Genomic DNA, 21,628 nt, shown 5'->3' with positions numbered 1-21,628 from the left:
GATTTAATTTTAAAAAGAGGATAGGAAGTGATCAAGGATGTTTCCTCTACATAAATCCGTTACGCTGACAGCCTTGTTTCTAATGAATCTGCTGGCAGGTTGCCAACATCAGGTGGACCCATCCTCCCTTCAATCGGCTAACGACTACCACACCTCAAGACCGAAGCCAACGGACACCGCTGCAAATCTCATTAAGCTAGAGTGGAAGCTGGTGGATACAATCCCCGTAGTCTCTCAACTAATTGCTCCACCTACAGGCGCTACTTTGATTACAGAGAAGAAGCTGGAAGATTTCGGAGGAGTCAAAGTGAGTGTGTATACGATGGCTAGTGACGAAGACTATGTGTATGCCAGAACTTCTACTCCCAAAGGGCAATACAGTCTAGGGGCGATAGGAACTTATAATTATCGTCAACCGGAGGATATCAAGGTAGAAGTAGTGCGGCTGTTTAGCGAAAAGGTGTTGAAAATCACTGGAGGACTAGGAGCAAATAACTCGCTCAGTAACTATTATTTAATCGACGAGAGCGGTAACCCCTCGGGTTTGCTGCAAATTGATACCGGACATTCCAGAGAGCTGGATGTTGATCAGGATGGATCTTTTGAGGGTGTAGCCGCACATGGAAATCCGATGAGTGCCTACATTTACCGCTGGAATGTTGATCACGCTGAGATAACTTTCGTTAATGATGCTTTAAAGGCGGACTCCGTGGTGCTAACGGATGAAGGAATATATGAAGCTTCTAATATCGGGGACAAGCAGAGCAAAAAATTCCGGTTGACCGTAGAAGGACTGATCCCAGAGCGGTAACGCCATGACCACTGCTGTTGAAATATTTCCTGCGACCATTTACCCTAAACCTCCGTATAGACGGTTAAGCTTGAATGATTATCCATAATCTAGGAGGTGTATTGGATGAATATGCAAATGAATCCGAAATTGAAACAGCTGCGTCCGGGAAAAATAGTCACCGGTATTGCAGCGGTGCTTATTGTATTGTTGATCGGCGCGAACTCTTTTGTATCTGTGGAATATGGGCATGTAGGTTTATACAAAACCTTTGGTAAATTAAATGACAATACATTGTCACCCGGCATTCATTTTAAAATCCCTTTTATTCAGACAGTGATTCAGGTCAATACACAGGTAACGAAGGCGGAGACCGATACTTCAGCCTCTTCAAAGGATCTTCAGCCTGTGTCCACACATGTGGCGGTGAACTATTCCGTAAATAAGGCTTCGGCCTTTAATCTGATGAACAATATCGGAGGTAATTTTGATAGTGTAATTATCAATCCGGCTATTCAAGAAATCGTTAAAGAAGTGACAGCCAAATATCCAGCAGAGGATTTGATTACGCGTCGTGATGTGGTGTCGAGTGAGATTAGTGAGCACTTAACCGCTAGGCTGGCAAAATATGACCTGATCGTCAACGATATTAACATCGTTAACTTTAAATTCTCGGAGGCGTTTAACCAGTCGATTGAAGCAAAGCAGGTTGCCCAGCAGCAGGCGCTGAAGGCGGAAAATGATCTCCGGCGGATTGAAATTGAAGCGAAGCAAAAAATCGCCCAGGCGCAAGCAGAGGCCGAATCTTTAAGACTTAAGAAGCAAGAGGTTACACCTGAGCTGGTGCAGCTGAAGCAAATTGAGGTTCAGGAGAAAGCGCTTGAAAAATGGAATGGCGTGCTGCCATCTGTAACAGGGGGAGCCACACCTTTTGTGGATGTTCAATCCCTGACTAAATAATTCATTACTGGCTGTCTGATTAATTTCACAATTTGCTGTTCTGTGATTGAGATCGTAGCTGTCTATTTTACCTTATATAATTCCGGGTTTGGCAATAAGGACAGCCCATAGTTTATTAGCATCTGATCCTCTGATAGGAAAGCCCTACTTCTATAGAAGTAGGGCTTTTATGCTATTAATATTGATAAAGCATCGTAGGAATTTGCCAGCCAGCGCCAACTGACCAAAAGAAGACATAATCGCCACGTTTGATTCGTCCGTCCTCGACTCCGCGTTGAAAAGCGATAAAAGGACTGCTTGTGGCTGTGTAGCCGAACTCGTCGCCTACATAGATGAACTTTTCTGCGGTGAGCCCAAGTCCGATTTGGATGAGCTCGATATTTTTCAGTGAGAATTGTGAAAGGCAGAATGCTGAGATATCATCCGTAGTCAGACCGTTGCGTGAGAGAAGCTCCTTCATATCCGCTATAGCCGCGTCCACACACACTGTACCGTCAAAAGGGGTCCAACGTATCCGAATCTGCTCTGGGGTCATACCCTCTTGATAAATATTCGACAGGCCGCAGGCCGGGAACATAATATTCTCGGAGCCCTCAGAATCGGTGTAATAAAGGGAATCTATGAAGCCTGCATGCTCGTTGCTGCGCTCCAGAATCACTGCTGCTGCGGCGTCCCCAAAGTTAGGGTAAGTAATTTCATCATCTGTATTGCAGTTCACTGAGCTGTAGTCGCTTCCTACGACGAGTGCGTACCTGATGCTGGGATTGGCTTGCATATAACGACTTGTCTGCTCCACGGCGGAGACCATTCCTGCGCAGTTAGCATTGGAATCCTGCGTAATGGTCCGGTGTTTACCTTGAAGCATACGGTGTAGGAGAAGTGCATTGGTAGGATAGGTGTACTCTGGTGTCTGTGAAGCGAACATGATCATGTCCATATCCTCACCTTGCAAATTCGCTTCGCTAAGCACTTTTTGGGCAGCCTTTAATCCCATCGTCAGAGCATTTTCACCCTGTTCTTTTACGATGTATCTCCGGTCGCGACCCATGACTTCTAGGAATCGTTTGATGTCCTTGCCCATACTCTGAAAATGCTTCAGATAATATTCGTTATCTACGATATGCTCTGGGTGGTAATAAGCAGCTTGGCGAATCGCTATATGTCCCAAATGGCGCCTCCTATGCTTCAATAATTTCGTAATTTTCTAATTTCGTTGCCCGTGCCACTCGGCTTAACTGCATTTTTAGGACAGGGCTTTTGGCAATAATAAAGGTTACTTTTTTAAATCCGGATTGTTTATACAGTATGTAGCATTGCTCAAGCATGGGAAGTGTGTCCTTTGAGGATACATTCAATGTCTTGCAATCTAGGATAATCTCATATTGTTTGGGGTCGAATGCACTTATGATTTGGTTGTACTCATTAATGAAACGTCCTGCATCTTCTGGCGACATAGTTCCTTCGACTTGTACATTCAGTTTTTGATCTGCAGCATTTGTGGCGAAATTGAAGTTTCCCATTTTTGATTAATCTCCTCCTAAGTTTTATCTAAGAAAAATTTTGATGAATAGGATAAAAAAACCTATTTATCTAAGATTATTATCGTATTTTTAATTGGGAAAGTTTAGGGGATTAAACCTTTATTTTTTTAAAAAGATAATTTAGGGAATGATAAACTACTTAAAATCCATAAAATCTGCACAAATTAAGGTTTGAGGTAGGCATGCCCACCCTGTTTGCTTTGCAAAGCACAGTTCTATTGGTATGATTACAGAGATGAAAAAAACTACTATCCAAATCATGGAGGAATAATAAAAATGAGCGAAATTACACTATCGGGGATCATTGATCATACACTGCTTAAAGCAGATGCACGGAAAGAAGACATTATTAAATTGGCGGAGGAAGCTAAAACTTATAAGTTTGCTTCTGTTTGCGTAAACCCTGCTTGGGTAGCTACTGCCCATGAAGTGCTGAAAGATACGCCTGAGGTTAAAGTATGTACAGTAATCGGCTTCCCGCTGGGATCATCGACAACTGAGAGCAAAGCATTCGAGACTACCGATGCTATTGCTAAAGGTGCAGGCGAGGTGGATATGGTCATCAATATCGGAGCATTAAAAGATGGCAACGATGAGCTGGTTAAACGTGATATTGCAGCTGTTGTAGATGCAGCGCGCGGCAAAGCCCTGACTAAAGTCATCATTGAGGCTTGTCTGTTAACGGAAGAAGAAAAAGTTCGTGCCTGCAAGCTATCTGTTGAGGCCGGAGCAGATTACGTAAAAACATCCACTGGATTCTCTACAGGCGGGGCAACGAAAGAAGATATCGCGCTTATGCGTGCTACAGTTGGACCTAATATCGGTGTAAAAGCTTCCGGTGGTGTACGTAGTGCAGAAGATGCACATGTAATGGTACAAGCAGGTGCAAGCCGTATTGGAACTAGTGGTGGTGTAGCGATTGCTAAAGGCGAAACAAGCCAAAGCAATTACTAAGCCGAAGGGCTGAATCGGAAGCGGCGAGTGAGGAGGACAAGCTCATTCGCCGTTGTCCTGATTCAAGTTATTAACCGATCAGCTTGATTAGCGATTGTATTTTATACATAAGTTTGAGGTTTTTATTAATTTATATTGAAAGCGTTATCCAGTAGGTAGAGGACACTAGTAGAAGCATTTGACCAAAGTACAATAATTCACACCGGAATAATGAGAATTTTTTCTTTTCAAATGACGTGGTTTGTGAGAGAATGGGTACAATTCAAAATTGTTAATCATTTCTATACTTAATTATAGGGGAGGAAATACCTATGTCAGAAGATCGCAAGCTGTCGTTTGAAACTTTGGCTGTCCATGCAGGCCAGGAAATTGATCCAACTACTTTCTCACGTGCTGTACCGCTTTATCAGACCACTTCCTACGGGTTCCGTGATGCTGATCATGCAGCGGATCTGTTCGCGCTTAAAGAATTCGGTAATATTTATACTCGGCTGATGAACCCAACTACGGATGTATTTGAACAGCGTGTGGCAGCACTTGAGGGCGGTGCGGGTGCGCTTGCTACAGCTTCCGGTGCAGCGGCTATTTCCTTTTCCATTTTAAATATTGCGGGCGCTGGGGATGAGATTGTATCTGCAGCAAGCCTATATGGCGGAACTTATAATCTATTCTCGACAACACTGCCTAAGCTTGGTATTAAGGTGCATTTCGTAGATTCGGATAATCCTGAGAACTTCCGTGCTGCGATTACAGATAAGACCAAAGCCTTGTATGCAGAAACAATCGGCAACCCGCAGGGAAATGTTCTGGATATTGCTGCAGTTGCAGCGATCGCCCATGAACATGGGATTCCTCTCATCGTAGACAACACGTTCCCAAGTCCATATTTATTGCGTCCGATTGAGCATGGCGCGGACATTGTTGTCCATTCGGCAACCAAATTCATCGGTGGACATGGTACATCCATTGGCGGGATTATTGTTGACGGCGGTAAATTTGATTGGAAGGCAAGCGGTAAATTCCCAGGTCTTACGGAGCCAGATCCAAGCTATCATGGAGTGGTGTATACGGAAGCAGTGGGCCCGATTGCTTATATTATTAAAGCCCGCGTTCAATTGCTTCGCGATTTAGGGGCGGCGATTTCTCCGTTCAACTCTTGGATGCTGCTGCAAGGTCTGGAGACTCTTCATTTGCGGATGGAACGTCATAGCCAAAATGCGCTGAAGGTAGCGCAATATTTGGAGGCACATTCAGATGTGGAATGGGTAAGTTATTCGGGACTTCCTACGCATCCATCTCATGAATTAGCGCAAAAGTATTTGCCTAAAGGTCAGGGTGCGATCCTTACTTTTGGTATTAAGGGTGGAAGTGCTGCGGGACGTAAGCTGATTGAGAATGTGAAGCTGTTCTCTCATTTAGCGAATGTTGGGGATTCCAAGTCATTGATCATCCACCCAGCGAGCACAACCCATGCACAGCTGTCGGATGAAGAGCAAATCACAGCCGGAGTAACGCCGGAATTGCTGCGTTTGTCGATCGGGACGGAGTCCATTGATGATATTATCTATGATCTGGAGCAAGCTATTGCTGCCAGTCAACAATAAAAGTTTATATTTCGAAAAGCATTACCGCTCTGCGGTAATGCTTTTTTTGTTGCCTAAAAAAGTTGGAATATTCATCAGATTTGGCAACGCTTGCATATTTCAGGTGTGGCTCCCGTATTTATAAGTGAGGTAGGTAAATGAAATGTCGGTCGCTTATGTTATATAGCTTGGCATACCGGCAGCAATCCAAAGATAAAGGGTGGGTGCGAGGATGAAGGGTGAACGTCAGCAGGATGGTTTACGGAGTAGTGAAGAGCGCCCGTTCAAGTTCATGTATAAGGCTGGTGATCGGACTGTGGGAATGGAAATGAGCCAAGCTGGATCCGTAGCCTCCGCTGCCGCAGAATTTATCGCTGGAGTAGAGCAGAGGGATGTCATTGAGCCTTTGAAGCGGTCTTATTTTAAGCGGCCGGGGGAACCATCGACATTCCTAGTGCTGCGTGAAGGAAGAGAAGAACGTCTTGCTGGACGGGAAGGAACAAGGACTGTTCAAGCGGGCCCGTGTTTGATACGGAGTGAGGAATGGCTGCTGGAACCAGAGCTGTTCTGTCTTTATGAGAATTGGTTATCTAGCGAGGATGAACTGCAAACAGCGCGTATTCTGCAGCGAATCTCTTATCGTCTGCGCGCAGCTGTTGCTGAGCTGCTTGAATCGCCGGATGGCGAATGGGCAGCGGTCACCCTGCTGCATCCAGAGTCACTTGCGGTGGCGCAGCCCGCCAAGCTTGCCGCGCTTCAGGACGCTCAGCTCGAAGCGCTGTTCGCTGCGGTGGCGGAGAGCCAGCGGCAAGGCGGCGATTGCCGCCTTGACCTGCTGGTCGCCTACACCGCAAGCGCAGCCGAATTCGCCGCAAAGCGCGAATTCATCGAAGACGTGGCCGATCAGACACTCGGCCACGCTTATGCGGCGGCATGCCGCATCGGAGCGCTGATCGCGCCCGATGTGGAGCCTGCCGCCGCTGCGGAAATCGCGCGTATCGCCGATTTCCTAGTGCTGGACGGCGCGGCGGGCGAACACGCGCCGGAAGAGACCGCCGCAGAGGGCTTCGCCCTGGCGGCGGGGGAGATCTTTGCCGCCGTGACGAGCGTGAAGCCGGCGGCGGTGGTACTTGCCGCGGGGACACCGGCGGCGTCGGCTTTGGCCGATCTGTATCAGATCGGGCTCAGCGGGATCTTTTGCAGCGCCGGTCAGCGGACCGAAGCGCTGCTGAGAGCGGCCTGCCTGATCTGGATCGCCAGGCAGCGTGAAACGCTGGATACTGCCGCCGGGGGAAGGCAGTAAGCTTTTTCTGCTGAACGATACGGTGCTGTTCATATAAGAATCGTAAAAAGACTTCAGAGCAGCGATTATCCGGTTATCGGAGAATCGTTGCTTTGTTTTTTTGGTCGTTAGCTGCCTGCTTCAACAGCGTATATATAACCCATTACTCAATCACTATACTCAACCTACGTACTTAAACTAATCTGTATTCATGCTTTGTATTTAAACGCCGTGCTCCTACCTGTGCTCAACCTCAGCGCTTAAACTAATCTTCACTCATGCTTTGCATTTAAACGCCGTACTCATACCATGTGCCCAAACACTGCACTCAACTCCGCACTTAAACTAATCGTGCACCTCTGCACTTAAACTAATCAACACTCAAACTCGGCACTAACCTCGCACTCCTCAACTCCCGATGCTTAAGGATCCAGATGACGCTATTTGCCTGATTTTAGCTTTTTTAGCATGGTTTCGGACACGAGAGACGCTATTCGTTAGGAAGAGGTACATATTTGGTGCTTTTCATGTCAATAGCTGCAATGAGGTCCGTTAGATTACCAAATGTGTTTAAAACCAGCGATTAGGGTCAACTGAGTCCGATAGTAGCTACATACGCGAGCAACTTGCATCATACGTTCATCAATCTTGTCGTACTCATACTTTACGCGCAACCTCCACACTCAACCTCCGTACTCCCACCCTGTGCCTAACCTCCGTACTTAAACTAATCTGCACTCATGCTTTGGATGCAACCTCCGCACTCAACCTCCGCACTCATCCCCCGAACTCAAACTAATCAGCATCGAACCTCTGTACTATCATCAGGACCAACAAGAAAACATTAGTTTTGGAACATCCACATTTGTTTCCAGCTTCTTCTTACATTTTACATAAACAGGATATTGACAGTGGAGGCTCGAATTTATTAGCATCTTGCTGAATAGGGGTGCTGTAGATGTCTACAAATTTTAGAGTTGGCCTGCAAAAGGTCGTAGATCATTCTTACGATATTGAGATTGGGGAAGGTCTTTTTGGCACTCTGATCGAGGATTTGAAACGTGGAATTGTCGAGAATGTAAGCAAATTCGCGATTATTACAGATTCCAAAGTTGAAGCCCTGTATGGGCAAGCCTTGCTGGAACAACTGCTTCAGAATGATTTTCAAGCGGAGTTATTTTCTTTCCCTGCTGGAGAGAAGTCTAAAACCCGAGAAACGAAGGCACAGCTGGAGGACCGGCTATTAAGCCGTTCTTATGGACGGGATTGCTGCATCCTTGCCATTGGAGGTGGAGCGGTAACGGATATGGCAGGTTTTTTGGCTGGAACATTTGGTCGGGGAGTGCCAAGTTTGAACTATGCAACTACCCTTTTAGCAGCAGCGGATGCTTCTATTGGTGGCAAAACGGGCGTGAATACACCAGTTGCAACCAATCTAATTGGTGTTTTTCATCAGCCGAAAAAGGTCTACATCGACTTAGCCACATGGAGAACGCTTCCGGTACGTGAGCTTCGCAGTGGTTTGGCTGAAACAATCAAACATGCCTGCATCGCGGATGCTGAATTTTTTGAGTTTCTTGAACAGAATATGGAGCGAGTTGTTTCCTCAGAAGGCAATCTTGTATTAGATAGAGAGGTTTGCGAACAGATTGCTTTTCATAATTGTGAGATCAAGTACAGTGTGGTGGAAAAGGATGAATTGGAGAGCAACTTGCGCCAAATTCTAAATCTGGGGCATACTGCTGGCCGGGCGTTAGAGGCTTTAAGTGGTTATGAATTATTACATGGTGAAGCTATTGCGATTGGACTCGCGGTTCAGGTGCAGCTGGCAGAGCAGTTGGGGTATGTATCGGCTGACCAAACTCAGCGTGTAATTGCTTTGTTGAAGAAGGCGGGACTTCCGACTGAAATACCAGCAACCATTACAAATAGAATGCTGATTGATAAGATGTATACGGATAAAAAGGTTCGCAAAGGGCGTATACGGTTTGTGTTCCAAGCCGGAATTGGAGCGATGAAGTCTTTTGAAGGTGGAGCTTATTCGACGCCAGTCGAAGAGCAAGTCCTATCCGAGCTTTTAAATAAAATACGCAGCTAAGAGAGGAAAACGCTATTTTAAATTTATGATGAATAGCCCAGAAGGTAGGGTTTACTTTTTCGTTCAAGGTGGTATTATTAAAATATAAGTTGCACTAAGGAAATATAGTTGTACTATTGCAACAATGATTATCATTCTCACTACTCATAGTTATCATTCATGCTGTCCCGGCTAAGCCGGGGCAGCATGTGTCATTTTAGGGGTCTTAAGAATGGCTCTCATTATCATTTAGACAAAACAAAACGTATGCTTCCGAAGCAAGTTTTGTTGCGAAGAGAAATCAATGAAGTAGTCCTACACAAACTTTCAGGATGGTGATTATTATGCAAGCAACATCAAAACATTTACCCCAGCAAACCTCAATCTCCGGCAGTATGAAGAAACCAGGCGCTCCAAAACGCCGGTTCGATCTGAGAGCCATGCTCAGCAACTCCGAGATGCAGGCTGCGCTTGGCAGCGGAGTGCTTATGCTTTTTGCTTGGGCTATGGGCAGCTGGTCAGAAGTTTTTTCTGTAGTACTTTATGTTATTTCGTATACCATTGGTGGCTGGAACAAAGCCAAAGAAGGCGTTGAGACGCTCGTCAAAGAACGTGATCTCGATGTGAACCTGCTGATGATTGCGGCCGCACTAGGCGCAGCTACCATTGGGTACTGGAATGAAGGTGCTATGCTCATCTTTATTTTTGCGCTTAGTGGAGCTTTAGAGAGTTATACGATGGAACGGAGTAAGAAGGATATTTCCTCACTTATGGCCTTGAAACCTGCCACAGCCATGCGGATTGAAAAAGGAAGCATGAACGAGGTAGCTATTGATCAGTTAGTAATCGGAGATCTGTTGCTTGTACGTCCAGGGGATCTTATTCCTGCAGATGGTAAGGTGTACAGAGGAGAATCGGCAGTAGATCAGGCTTCCATTACAGGAGAGTCAGTGCCTGTTGAAAAATGCGCTGGCAGCGAAGTATTCGCAGGTACGGTCAATGGAGAAGGTCCACTTTATATTGAAGTAACGAAATCAGCAGAGAACACACTTTTTTCAAAGATCATTAAGATGGTAGAAGAAGCAGAGACGGATGTTCCAAACTCACAGCGATTCATTAAAAGACTGGAAGCCATCTATGCACGGGTAGTCGTTGCCTCGACTGTGGCTCTTATTTTCCTTCCACCCTTTTTGCTGGACTGGAGCTGGAGCGCAACCTTTTATAAAGCGATGGTTTTTCTTGTAGTAGCCTCGCCTTGTGCGTTGGTCTCATCGATTATGCCTGCGATGCTGTCGGCCATTTCCAAAAGTGCGCGAAAAGGGATTTTATTTAAAGGCGGGGTCCACCTCGAAAATATGGCTCGGACCTCGGTTGTAGCTTTTGATAAGACAGGGACCCTTACAGAGGGAACTCCGCAGGTGACTGACTTTATTGCAGGTGAAGGCTACAACCGGGAAGAATTACTGGCGATTAGCGCATCCATTGAGCATATGTCCCGCCATCCATTGGCGGAAGCCATTGTGCGTAAAGCTGAGGAAGAATATGTGGAGCTGCGGGGGGTGCAGGAAAGTAAAACCATCACTGGCTGGGGAATTGAAGGTCAAGTTGACGGGCATCACTGGAAAATTGGAAAGTCCAATTTACTGGATGAGCTGACTTCGTCTGCGATGGACTCTGAGCTAGCATTCTGGAGAACTAAACGGCAGCAGTTGGCGGAAGAGGGGAAGACAGTCTCCATTATTTTGGACGGTGAGCATATCGCAGGTATGATTGCATTGCAGGATACAGTTCGCCCACAAGCAGAAGCCGCAGTGCGGAAGCTGCAGGAGCTGGGGATTAAAGTGGCTATGCTTACGGGTGACCGGGAAGCTACAGCAAAAGTTATTGCGGCTTCAACCGGAGTAGATCTGGTATTTGCCGACCTTTTACCAGAGGATAAAGTAAAGCATATTAAGGCGCTGCGTGAAGAGCACGGTAATGTTGTGATGGTGGGTGACGGTGTGAATGATGCGCCTGCTCTGGCTACAGCGACTGTTGGCATGGGTATGGGCATGAAAGGCAGTGGTGCAGCGCTTGAGATCGCCGATGTAGTGCTTATGAATGATAATATTGAAGAGATCGCCTCGACCATTTCATTGGCACGGCGCTCACAGCGTATTGTGAAGCAAAATATGATTTTTGCTGTAACAGTAATCGCGGTTCTGATGATCAGTAACTTTGTGCAGGGCATCGCCCTTCCTTTTGGCGTGATCGGTCATGAAGGCAGTACGATATTGGTCATTCTTAATGGGCTGCGATTGTTGCGGTAAGAGGTCAGAGATGTTATTGCACATTATTTATTGCCAAAAATTAAATTGTTCACAAATGATTTTTTCCTGAGGGAGTCTGGCTTATTGACATTTTTGCTTTCAGTTAGCATAATTAAGACTACATTATAATTATTTTAAATAAGAAGCGACGTCACTGCCGTCTAACTCAAGGAGGATATAGATATGTATAAATCAATAATTGTTGGAACCGGACCGGCGGGGTTGACTGCTGCTATCTACTTGGCTCGTGCCAATTTGAACCCACTAGTAATCGAAGGACCTCAGCCTGGCGGACAATTGACCACCACTACAGAAGTGGAGAATTTCCCGGGATTTCCTGATGGAATTATGGGTCCAGACTTAATGGATAATATGCGTAAACAGGCTGAACGTTTTGGTGCGGAATTCCGTACGGGTTGGGTGAACAGTGTAGAACTTGGAGAGCGTCCTTTTAAGCTTAATGTTGAAGGTTTGGGTGTTCTTACGACGGATACCTTGATCATTTCCACTGGCGCTACGGCAAAATACCTCGGTATCCCAGGCGAACAGGATAATGTGGGACGCGGTGTGAGCACCTGTGCTACCTGTGATGGATTCTTCTTCCGTAATAAAGAGATCGTGGTTGTTGGCGGTGGAGATTCTGCGCTTGAGGAAGCGGGTTTCTTGACTCGTTTTGCCTCCAAAGTAACGCTGGTACACCGTCGTGAAGAGCTACGTGCTTCCAAGATCATGCAGGATCGCGTTCGCGATAATGTTAAAGTAGCTTGGAGCCTGAATCGTACTCCTTTGGAAGTAACTTCTGGAGACAAAGGCGTGAGTGGACTAAAAGTGCTGAACAATGAGACCGGACAAGAAGAAATCATTGAAGCAAGCGGAGTGTTTGTGGCGATTGGCCACCATCCTAACACTGCATTTTTGGGTGGACAAATCACAACTAATACTGAAGGTTATATCATGACTAACCCAGGTACTTCTGAAACTAATATCCCAGGCGTATTCGCTTGTGGTGATGTGCAGGATACCCGTTATAGACAAGCAATTACGGCAGCAGGCAGTGGATGTATGGCAGCTATGGATGCTGAGAAATACATTGAAAGTCTGGAACATAGCGCGGTTATTCTATAATTTGGTTTAGCAAACTCCCAGTGCTACAATAGATAACATAACTGTAATCTTCCATAGGAGGTCTAATGATGGAAAATGTAATTGTATATACATCAACAAATTGTCCACATTGCCGTCAGGTGAAGAGCTTTTTGAGTGAAAAAGGCGTAGCCTATGAAGAACGTAACATCGAGCAGAATGATGATTACGCGCAGCAGGTTTGGGATATGGGAATGAGAGCTGTTCCTGTAACTGTCATTGGTGAGCACAAAATTGTGGGGATGAATATCACTCAGTTCGACAAAGCATTGGCGACTGTTTAATCAAATATAGTTCTGTGAGGAAATTGCAAAAGGTCGCTTCCATTTTGGAGGTGATCTTTTTGTAGTCTAAGTATACAAAAATAGCCTGACGCTAATATGCGCAGGCTATTTTTTATGATGTAAATCGCAAAGTTCAATTTAAGCTTGAGTGAAAGAGGTAATGATCTGAAATAGGACGTATACAGCAACACCGCTGCCGATCAGAATGAATCCTGATTTCTTTTTGGCTTGAAAAAAACGGAGCACACCGAGACTGATCAAAGGGGCAATAATGAGCAGAAAAAGCAACACAGTGATGAACATCTGTGCCGAGATATCAGACGTATCAACATAGGTCATGGACTCGCTCTCCATTTCAAAAAAGGGGTTGTAGTGATAAATGTCACACTAACTTATCCTTTATTATATAGGATTTAAGTTGCTTTTACTGCACTTTTGATCCACCTAAATGCGGCAATTTTACGTCAATTCTATCCGCTCTTGAATTTCACTTGTGAAACTGTCCCGCAAAACGTTGTTCATTAGACTACCTTAAACGGTCACCCGAATATCACCTAGAAAATGCATAACCGCAGAGAACCCCGCGCCTATCATGGTTCCCCGGCTGCCCAGCTTGGAGAAGGTAATCTCGAGCTGCTGCTTATGATAAGGAAGCGTACGCTCCGCTACAACCCGGCGAAGGGGCTTACCTAACCAGGCTTCTGCTTCGGATAAGGCGCCACCGATGACAATCAGCTCTGGATTAAAGCTATTGATTAGATTCGTTACTCCGATGCCGAGATATTCACCCATAGATGAGAAGTGGCGCAAGGCGTCTTCTTGTCCAGCGGCTGCATAACGGACCAGTTCTTGTGTGGTATGAGCAGGGAGGGAGAACTCTGAATGGTCATAGGTTTTTTCCGAGGCATATAGCTCCCAACAACCACGGCTCCCACAGCTGCACGGCTTGCCTTGGGCTTCGATCGTCATATGTCCGGTTTCGCCGGCATATCCTCGTGCACCTTTGTACAGCTCTCCGCCAATAATAATACCAGATCCGATCCCTGAACCCGCACTGATATAGAGCAGATGTCTAACATCTTTTGCCGCCCCAAAGTTCAGTTCACCTTGTGCACCTGCGTTAGCTTCGTTATCAATAGTGACTGGAACCGCGAATTCCGTCTCCAAAATACCCCGCAGGTCGACCATTTCCCAGCCAAGGTTGGGAGCAAAAAGAACAACCCCGTTCTCATCCACCATCCCGGGGACACCTACTCCGATGCCGACGATACCGTATGGGGATTCAGGTGCTTTATCAATCAAGTCTGAAATTGTTTTTTTCATCCGTTCCAGAACATAAGGCAGAGCATGATTGTCCAGGGAGAAATCGCTTTCGAAAAGAATGCCACCACTTAAATCACATAAGACGGCCGTCAGCTGCTTCACTCGCAGCTCTATGCCGATTACGCTGCCAGCCATGCTATTAAAATGCAGCATTAGCGGTTTACGGCCGCCACTGGATTGACCTGGTCCAACTTCAGTCACTAATTCTTGAGCGCATAGCTCTGCCACCAGATTGGATACGGTAGCTTTATTCAGTCCGGTCATCTCTGAAACCTTGGCGCGCGAGAGCGGAGAGTTCCTTCGAATAGTATGTAGTACGATCGATTTATTGATTTTTTTGACCAGCGCCTGATCTCCGGTAACCTTCACGAATCACACATCCTTTTTAGCATAGTTCCCTTTTGTTGTATGCCACTTAGTCTAGAGTGATGTGCTGGAAATTGCAATACATCGGCAGAAAAGAGAAAAACTAAGTTTGTTGGATTTTTTGAATATTAAACGGATAGGCAAGGGAGACTTAAAGAGGCGGAAATTTTATAAAAAAACTTTGTTTAACCAATATACAAAGTCAAAAAGATGTGTTAAGATGATGCTGTAAACGCTTGCTAGCGTAGCACAATATGAGGAGGATTACACAATGGCTTATTTTGAGACAGTGAACAAAATCTCTTACGAGGGAAGCCGTTCCACCAACCCTTATGCATTTAAATTCTACAATCCTAAAGAAGTCGTAGCCGGCAAAACTATGGAGGAACATCTGAAATTTGCAATGGCTTATTGGCATACATTAACTGCTGGCGGTTCTGATCCGTTTGGCGCTGAAACTGCAATTCGCAGCTGGGACAAATTGAGTGGTCTGGATAAAGCTAAAGCTCGCGCTGAAGCAGCATTCGAATTTATGGACAAGATGGATCTGCCTTACTTCTGCTTCCATGATGTAGATATCGCACCAGAAGGCGCATCTTTGCGTGAGTTCTACAGCAACATCGACACTATCGTTGATATCCTTGAACAAGGCATGAAGACTTCCGGCAAGAAATTGCTGTGGAATACAGCTAATATGTTCACTAACCCACGTTATATGCACGGTGCAGGTTCTACACCGAACGCTGATGTTTTCGCACATGCAGCAGCACAAGTGAAGAAAGGTCTGGAAGTTGGTAAACGTCTGGGCGCAAGCAACTATGTATTCTGGGGCGGCCGTGAAGGTTATGAAGAATTGCTGAATACAGATATGGGTCTTGAACAAGATAACATTGCACGTCTGTTCAGCATGGCTGTAGATTACGCTAAGGAAATTGGTTTTGATGGTCAATTCCTGATCGAACCTAAACCAAAAGAGCCTACTAAACATCAATATGATTTCGATGCAGCAACAACAATTTCGTTCTTGCAAAAATACAACCTCGACAAGCACTTCAAGCTGAACCTTGAAGCTAACCACGCTACGCTTGCAGGTCATACTTTTGAACATGAACTTCGTGTAGCTCGTATTAATGGCATGCTTGGATCACTTGACGCTAACCAAGGGGATACACTGCTTGGTTGGGATACTGATGAATTCCCAGTAAACATCTACGATGCAACACTTACTCTTTATGAAGTATTGAAGAATGACGGTCTTGGCAAAGGCGGAATTAACTTCGATGCTAAAGTACGTCGTCCTTCCTTCGAGCCAGAAGATCTGTTCTTGGCACACATCGCTGGTATGGATACTTACGCAAAAGGCTTGAAAGTTGCTGCTAAATTGATCGAAGATCGCGTATTCGAAGACTTCGTTGACAAACGCTACAGCAGCTTCACTGAAGGCGTTGGTGCAGACATCGTTTCAGGTAAAGCAACATTGGCTTCTTTGGCTGAATATGCTTTGAACAATGAGAACCCACGTCCTAACCAATCCGGACGTCAAGAATACCTGAGAGCTACCCTTAACCAATACATCTTGGCTGAGTAGTTTTTACAGGGAGCTTGAAGCTTAGACTTTGAGTCCAGTTTGAACAAATGCAACGGGGGTTGCTGAAGAGAGCATTCTTCGGCAGCCCCCTTTTTGTAGCCAAAACTAAGCAGATGCTTACGAAGCGAGTTTTATTACGAAGAGAATCAAGAAGCTAAGCTCCATAAAACTAAGCGGATGCTTTCGAAGTAAGTTTTATTCGAAGTAACTCAACGTAGTAAACGCTCATAAAACTAAGCAGATGCTTACGAAGCAAGTTTTATTACGAAGAGAATCAAGAAGCTAAGCTCCATAAAACTAAGCGGATGCTTTCGAAGTAAGTTTTATTCGAAGTAACTCAACGTAGTAAACGCTCATAAAACTTTTAGGAGGTCAAAAATGAAATACGTTATAGGTGTTGATTTGGGGACTAGTGCAGTGAAGACTGTTCTAGTGGACCCGCAGGGGAAGGTGGCTTTTGAGCATTCCGAGTCCTACCCGCTAAGCAGACCCCAACCGAACTGGAGTGAGCAAAATCCTGAGGATTGGGTAAAGGGCACGCTGGTCAGCCTGCGCCGTCTGATTGAAGTATCAGGCATAGACCCGTCACAAGTAGACGGTCTAAGTTTCTCCGGACAAATGCACGGATTGGTACTGGTAGATAAAGAAGGGCAAGTGCTGCGTCCAGCTATTCTTTGGAATGATACCCGTACTACTGCACAATGCCGTAAGATTGAGAAGACGCTTGGAGCGAAGTTGATCGATATCGCCAGAAACAAAGCATTGGAAGGTTTTACACTGCCTAAGATTCTGTGGGTTCAAGAGAATGAACCAGAAGTATTATCACAGGCGCATCAGTTCCTGCTGCCAAAAGATTATGTGCGTTATCGGTTGACGGGTGATTATGCAATGGATTACTCCGATGCTGCCGGAACGTTGCTATTGGATGTAGGTTCTAAAGAATGGAGTGCAGAAATCGCAGAGGCTTTTGAACTTCCGCTTTCTCTTTGTCCTAGATTGGTAGAATCCTTTGAACAGACTGGAACCTTATTGCCGGACATTGCTGAAGCGTCAGGTCTTTTATCTTCAACGAAGGTATTTGCTGGTGGTGCAGATAATGCTTGTGGCGCGCTCGGAGCGGGTGTATTGGGAGAAGGCCGGACCATGTGCAGTATTGGTACATCTGGTGTAGTACTTTCTTATGAGAGCAATAAAGATTTGAATCTCGAAGGCAAAGTCCATTTCTTTAACCATGGTGAAAAAGATGCCTACTATATTATGGGGGTTACACTAGCTGCTGGTCATAGCCTTACGTGGTTCAAAGAAACCTTTGCGGCGGACAAAAGCTTTGATGAGCTGTTAAGCGGAGTTTCCTCTATTCCAGCTGGCAGCGGCGGCCTGTTATTCACTCCTTATATTGTTGGAGAACGTACACCACATCCAGATGCGAATATTCGCGGAAGCTTTATTGGTATGGATTCAGGGCATACGTTGACGCATTTTACACGAGCAGTATTAGAAGGCATTACCTTCTCACTGCGTGAATCCATTGAGATTGTACGTGAGTCAGGCAAAGAGATTACAGAGATCATTGCAATTGGTGGTGGAGCTAAAAATGAGGCTTGGCTGCAAATGCAGGCTGATATTTTCAATGCATCTATCGTGAAGCTCGAAAGTGAGCAGGGTCCGGCAATGGGAGCAGCTATGCTGGCGGCTTATGGAAGCGGATGGTTCACATCCCTTGCGGAATGTGCAGAAGCGTTTATCCGTCCTGCTGATGTATATAAACCAGATCCGAAACAAACGGCAATCTATGATGGTCTATTCAACCTCTATCAGGAAGTTTACGGCCAGACCCGCGAATTGAATAACAAGCTGGCTGCATATCGCCAATAAAGCGCCATTTATCTATCTGTCTGATATAAAAAAAGGTCTTTCGCATCTGGCGGAAGGCCTTTTTAAAGACCATCTTCTTTATAGAGGTGATGAACGGCAATATTCAAAAATGTTGCCGTTTTCATTTTTCTTCTGTAAAGTATGGAATATCTCCAAGGTAGTGGCAGCCTGTACATGAGATAGTGAAGGTTTCGGGGGGCGAAAGGCCATGTTTCAATGGTTTGTTAAGGTGCTGAATGACATCAAAATCCGCAATAAGCTGCTGCTTGCTTTTTTACTGACTACACTTTTACCGGTATTACTGGTAGGTGGTTATCTTACGATTGAGATGAGGACCATGGCGTTTGAGAATGCACTGGAGCAAGCTTCAATTAACGTAGATCGGGTAAAAAAAAGAACAGAAGAAGTCATCGGTGTATCGCAAGATATAGCGTATCGATTGTCCAATGATGCCCGGCTGAAAAAACTTGCCATACGCCAGTATGTAAGCACTTATGATGTGGTTGAGGCTTATCGGGATTACACTGATATGCGTGAATACCTAAGATTATATAAAGACATATCCAACATACGTTTATACACTGATAATGCTACGCTGCTTAACAACTGGGAGCTGATCAATCCTTCGTCTGCCATTAAGGAGAGCCAGTGGTATCAGAGAGCACAGCGGTACGATAGCCTCGTCGGTTGGGAATATATAGAGGATGAGCGTGATCAGCGGAATTATTTAAGTCTTGTCCGCAAAATCGAGCTGGAGGGCTCCAGTAAAATTGGCGTGCTCGTTATTAATGTAAACAGTCACCAGCTAACCTCGATTCTGAGCCAGGAATCATTTGACACCATGATCGTGGATGATCAGGACAATATCATTGCTGCGAACCGGAGCGATCGAACAGGAAAGAAACTGGCAGATGTTTCTTTTGATACAAAGCTTTTGGGGCAAGGAAGCGGGAGCTATGAGGCAGAAGTAGATGGTGAAGCCTCCAAAATAGTGATAGAAGAACTTAAACCACAAGCCAGCCGTAACGCCCTGCGAATTATTTCTGTTTTTTCTATTGATAGTATAGTCAAAGAACCTAATCGGGTGATTAAGCTTTCGATTACCGTGATTGCCGTAAGCGTTTTATTGGCCTTTTTAATCATATATAGTTTCTCTTCGTTATTTTCACGTCGATTACTGCAGTTAAGCAGACATATTAACCGCGTGAGTACGGGTGATTTTGACACTTCATTAAAAATTGATGGCAAAGATGAAATTGCTCTGTTAGCTCGTCAGTTCAATTCTATGGTGCGGAGTATTAACGATTTGATGTACGAGGTACAGGAATCTAATGACCAGAACAGTCTGCTGGAACAGAAACAGAATGATATCCGTTTTAAAATGCTGGCAAGCCAGATTAATCCTCATTTCTTGTTCAATGCGCTGGAATCTATTCGTATGGAGGCCCATATGAAAGGGCAAGTGGAGATTGCACGGGTAGTGCGTCTTCTTGGCAAAATGATGCGCAGTAATCTGGAGGTAGGCCGAAGTAAAATTTTGCTTAGCCAGGAGCTTGAAGTGGTTCGGTGTTATTTGGATATTCAGCAATTCCGTTATGAGGATCGTTTGAAATATCAATTTATTGTAGACCCTGCCGTCGAATCACTCTACATTCCGCCGCTGATTGTGCAGCCGCTTGTGGAAAATGCGGTGATTCATGGGTTAGACAACACGATGGATGGAGCAATGGTTACGGTGAATATCAAGCGGGAGCAGAATCATGCGGTCTTTACCATTACCGATAATGGAGCCGGGATCACTCCGGACAAGCTGGAGCAGATCCGTTATACCCTTGAGATTCGTGATGAGCAGGAGGAGGCACGGATCGGGCTGCGCAATGTACACGACCGTTTGAAGTTATCCTACGGTGTTGAATATGGACTGAATATCGAAAGCCGGATGAATGAAGGAACATCTATTACGTTTCGTATTCCAATGGAGGACATAAATCTATGATCAAAGTATTGATTGTTGATGATGAGCCAAAGCTGCGGGAAGGCCTTCGGGCTCTAATCCCTTGGGAAGAACTAGGGTATACGGTGGTGGCTACGGCCGCCAACGGCTTGCAAGCTCAGGAGAAATATCATATTTTTTATCCGGAACTGATTGTGGTGGATATCCGCATGCCTGGTATGGACGGGCTGGAGTTAATCGGTGAGCTGCGCGAAGAAGGCTCGACCAGCCATGTGCTGATTTTAAGTGGTCATGCGGACTTTGAGTATGCCAAACGAGCCATTTCTTACCGCATTGACGGCTATTTACTGAAGCCGGTGGATGAGGAAGAGCTGATCAACTATTTGGAGGAACTCAGAGTCACGATCGCTCAGGAAGATCGCTTTAGCCGCTGGAATGAAGAGGAGCCTGCCCGTAATCGTGAAAGCCTGCTGCGTGCATTGCTGCAGCCTTCAACTGCGGAGGAGGGGGAGAATGATCCTGCTAAGCAGGCGGCAGCACTGGGTCTTAAATCAGGCCGTGTCGAAGTGATCTTACTCGAATTACTCGCGCCTGCGGGCGGCAGTGAGGAAGGAGAGCGGGCCGTTAAGGCCGCGGTAGAACAGTATTTTGGCAGCAGTGAAGAGCGGATGTTTTTCACGATGCCGCCATATATTGGATTCCTGCTGCAAGAGCCGCTGCCAGGAAAGCAGGAACAGGAGCGGCTGATGGAAGAGCTTTCTTCCTTAATTTGCCGTGAGGGGTACGACTTCAGTGCAGCAACTGGAGGCCCAGTAGCTGGACCAGAAGAGGCGGCACAGTCTTTTCAAGTGGCGCGTGAACTGCTGCGCCGGGCATTCTTTTACCGCAAAGGGATTCTGATCAGTGCCGATCTCTCCGGTATGTTGTTTCCTGGAGTGGAGGAGACGTACACCGAAGAAGGGCAGGATGCGGAGAGCCGCCTAATGCTGGCTGTTGAAACCGGAAGCCGTGCTGCCATTGAACCGCTGGTGGATACGATCTGTGCGGAGCTACTGGCTGCGGGCAGTGAGGAGCAGCAGATTAAAGATACATTTGTGCGGATTCTCAGTACGGTGTTGGCCCGTCTCGAACCGGTCTATCCAGAGATTCGCAGCAATGCTGCTAAGCATTCCCCGCCGATAGGTGAGCTCTACCATAGTCATTATCTGGCAGACCTGCAAGAGCAGGCCGTCAATTTCATGGCGGAGATCGCCGATCAAATGTCCAGTGGCAGCAAAGGGAATGAGATCAAAAAAATTACGGAGCTAATCAACCGCCGTTACAATGAGAATCTTAAGCTTGAGACCTTATCCGAGTTATTTAATTACAACAGCGCATATCTAGGTAAAATGTTCAAGAACACTACCGGGGAATACTTCAATACGTATGTGGACAAAGTGCGGATTGAGAAGGCGAAGCAATTCCTAGCACAAGGCATGAAAGTATATGAGGTGGCCGAGAAAGTAGGGTACATGAACCCCGATTACTTCAACGCCAAGTTCCGTAAATATGTAGGGCTCTCCCCGAGTTCTTTTCGCAAAAACATCTAAAATAGAAGCC

17 protein-coding genes are annotated in these 21,628 nt (G+C 45.8%); 13 read left to right on the top strand and 4 right to left on the bottom strand.

The genetic code is table 11. From position 1 onward, the window contains the following. Positions 1-37: 37 nt before the first annotated feature. A complete protein-coding gene (locus MKZ09_RS29400; RefSeq protein ID WP_076206672.1) occupies positions 38-811 on the top strand; it encodes a hypothetical protein in 774 nt (257 codons plus the stop codon). Between the two features lie 105 nt (positions 812-916). After that, complete coding sequence (locus tag MKZ09_RS29395) at positions 917-1,750, top strand: prohibitin family protein (RefSeq protein WP_076128733.1); 834 nt, start codon at positions 917-919, stop codon at positions 1,748-1,750. A 175-nt stretch (positions 1,751-1,925) separates the two neighbouring features. On the opposite strand, the gene MKZ09_RS29390 is transcribed toward MKZ09_RS29395, so the two are convergent. Next, on the bottom strand, positions 1,926-2,918 hold the full coding sequence (locus MKZ09_RS29390) for a ketoacyl-ACP synthase III (RefSeq protein WP_076137015.1): 993 nt from the start codon (positions 2,916-2,918) through the stop codon (positions 1,926-1,928). Positions 2,919-2,928: 10 nt separating this feature from the next. Then, positions 2,929-3,270, bottom strand: a complete 342-nt coding sequence (locus MKZ09_RS29385; RefSeq protein ID WP_076099934.1) for a hypothetical protein — start codon at positions 3,268-3,270, stop codon at positions 2,929-2,931. Positions 3,271-3,567: 297 nt separating this feature from the next. On the opposite strand from MKZ09_RS29385, the gene deoC reads away from it, so the two are divergent. The 7 genes from deoC to MKZ09_RS29350 all read left to right on the top strand — a co-directional run bounded on the left by deoC (position 3,568) and on the right by MKZ09_RS29350 (position 12,923). Further along, on the top strand, positions 3,568-4,245 hold the full coding sequence (gene deoC, locus MKZ09_RS29380) for a deoxyribose-phosphate aldolase (protein WP_036680262.1): 678 nt from the start codon (positions 3,568-3,570) through the stop codon (positions 4,243-4,245). A gap of 311 nt (positions 4,246-4,556) precedes the next feature. After that, entirely contained in the window at positions 4,557-5,849 is a 1,293-nt protein-coding gene (locus tag MKZ09_RS29375; RefSeq protein WP_036680260.1) for a homocysteine synthase, read from the top strand. A gap of 211 nt (positions 5,850-6,060) precedes the next feature. Beyond that, positions 6,061-7,131 (top strand): hypothetical protein, encoded by a 1,071-nt coding sequence (locus MKZ09_RS29370; RefSeq protein ID WP_076137011.1) that lies wholly within the window; start codon positions 6,061-6,063, stop codon positions 7,129-7,131. 937 nt (positions 7,132-8,068) lie between these two features. Then, positions 8,069-9,208 carry a 3-dehydroquinate synthase gene (aroB, locus tag MKZ09_RS29365; RefSeq protein WP_076206674.1) on the top strand — a complete coding sequence of 380 codons (1,140 nt, stop codon included), beginning with the start codon at positions 8,069-8,071 and terminating at the stop codon, positions 9,206-9,208. Between the two features lie 323 nt (positions 9,209-9,531). Beyond that, on the top strand, positions 9,532-11,496 hold the full coding sequence (locus MKZ09_RS29360) for a heavy metal translocating P-type ATPase (protein WP_081394332.1): 1,965 nt from the start codon (positions 9,532-9,534) through the stop codon (positions 11,494-11,496). A 183-nt stretch (positions 11,497-11,679) separates the two neighbouring features. Continuing rightward, positions 11,680-12,621, top strand: a complete 942-nt coding sequence (gene trxB, locus MKZ09_RS29355) for a thioredoxin-disulfide reductase (RefSeq protein ID WP_076128718.1) — start codon at positions 11,680-11,682, stop codon at positions 12,619-12,621. Between the two features lie 68 nt (positions 12,622-12,689). Next, positions 12,690-12,923, top strand: coding sequence for a glutaredoxin family protein (locus tag MKZ09_RS29350; RefSeq protein ID WP_076137007.1), 234 nt, complete (start codon positions 12,690-12,692; stop codon positions 12,921-12,923). 138 nt (positions 12,924-13,061) lie between these two features. Here the strand turns inward: MKZ09_RS29350 and MKZ09_RS29345 are convergent, their stop codons facing one another. Continuing rightward, a complete protein-coding gene (locus MKZ09_RS29345; protein WP_036680251.1) occupies positions 13,062-13,262 on the bottom strand; it encodes a hypothetical protein in 201 nt (66 codons plus the stop codon). 192 nt (positions 13,263-13,454) lie between these two features. Next, positions 13,455-14,615, bottom strand: coding sequence for an ROK family transcriptional regulator (locus MKZ09_RS29340; RefSeq protein ID WP_076206676.1), 1,161 nt, complete (start codon positions 14,613-14,615; stop codon positions 13,455-13,457). Positions 14,616-14,883: 268 nt separating this feature from the next. Between MKZ09_RS29340 and xylA the strand changes: the two genes are divergently transcribed. The 4 genes from xylA to MKZ09_RS29320 all read left to right on the top strand — a co-directional run bounded on the left by xylA (position 14,884) and on the right by MKZ09_RS29320 (position 21,618). Further along, positions 14,884-16,200, top strand: a complete 1,317-nt coding sequence (gene xylA, locus MKZ09_RS29335; RefSeq protein ID WP_076206678.1) for a xylose isomerase — start codon at positions 14,884-14,886, stop codon at positions 16,198-16,200. 378 nt (positions 16,201-16,578) lie between these two features. Then, positions 16,579-18,075 (top strand): xylulokinase, encoded by a 1,497-nt coding sequence (gene xylB / locus MKZ09_RS29330; protein ID WP_038573349.1) that lies wholly within the window; start codon positions 16,579-16,581, stop codon positions 18,073-18,075. Between the two features lie 208 nt (positions 18,076-18,283). Beyond that, positions 18,284-20,071, top strand: coding sequence for a sensor histidine kinase (locus MKZ09_RS29325; RefSeq protein WP_076137001.1), 1,788 nt, complete (start codon positions 18,284-18,286; stop codon positions 20,069-20,071). Beyond that, positions 20,068-21,618 (top strand): response regulator transcription factor, encoded by a 1,551-nt coding sequence (locus tag MKZ09_RS29320; RefSeq protein WP_076136999.1) that lies wholly within the window; start codon positions 20,068-20,070, stop codon positions 21,616-21,618. The genes MKZ09_RS29325 and MKZ09_RS29320 overlap by 4 nt, the downstream gene beginning before the upstream one ends. Positions 21,619-21,628: the final 10 nt, after the last annotated feature.

This window comes from Paenibacillus sp. FSL R5-0908 (assembly GCF_038006245.1).
In the GTDB taxonomy this organism is placed as follows: Bacteria; Bacillota; Bacilli; order Paenibacillales; family Paenibacillaceae; genus Paenibacillus_AQ; species Paenibacillus_AQ odorifer.
Note: the sequence above shows the minus strand (reverse complement) of the source record. Positions and strands in the feature narration are given on the sequence as shown.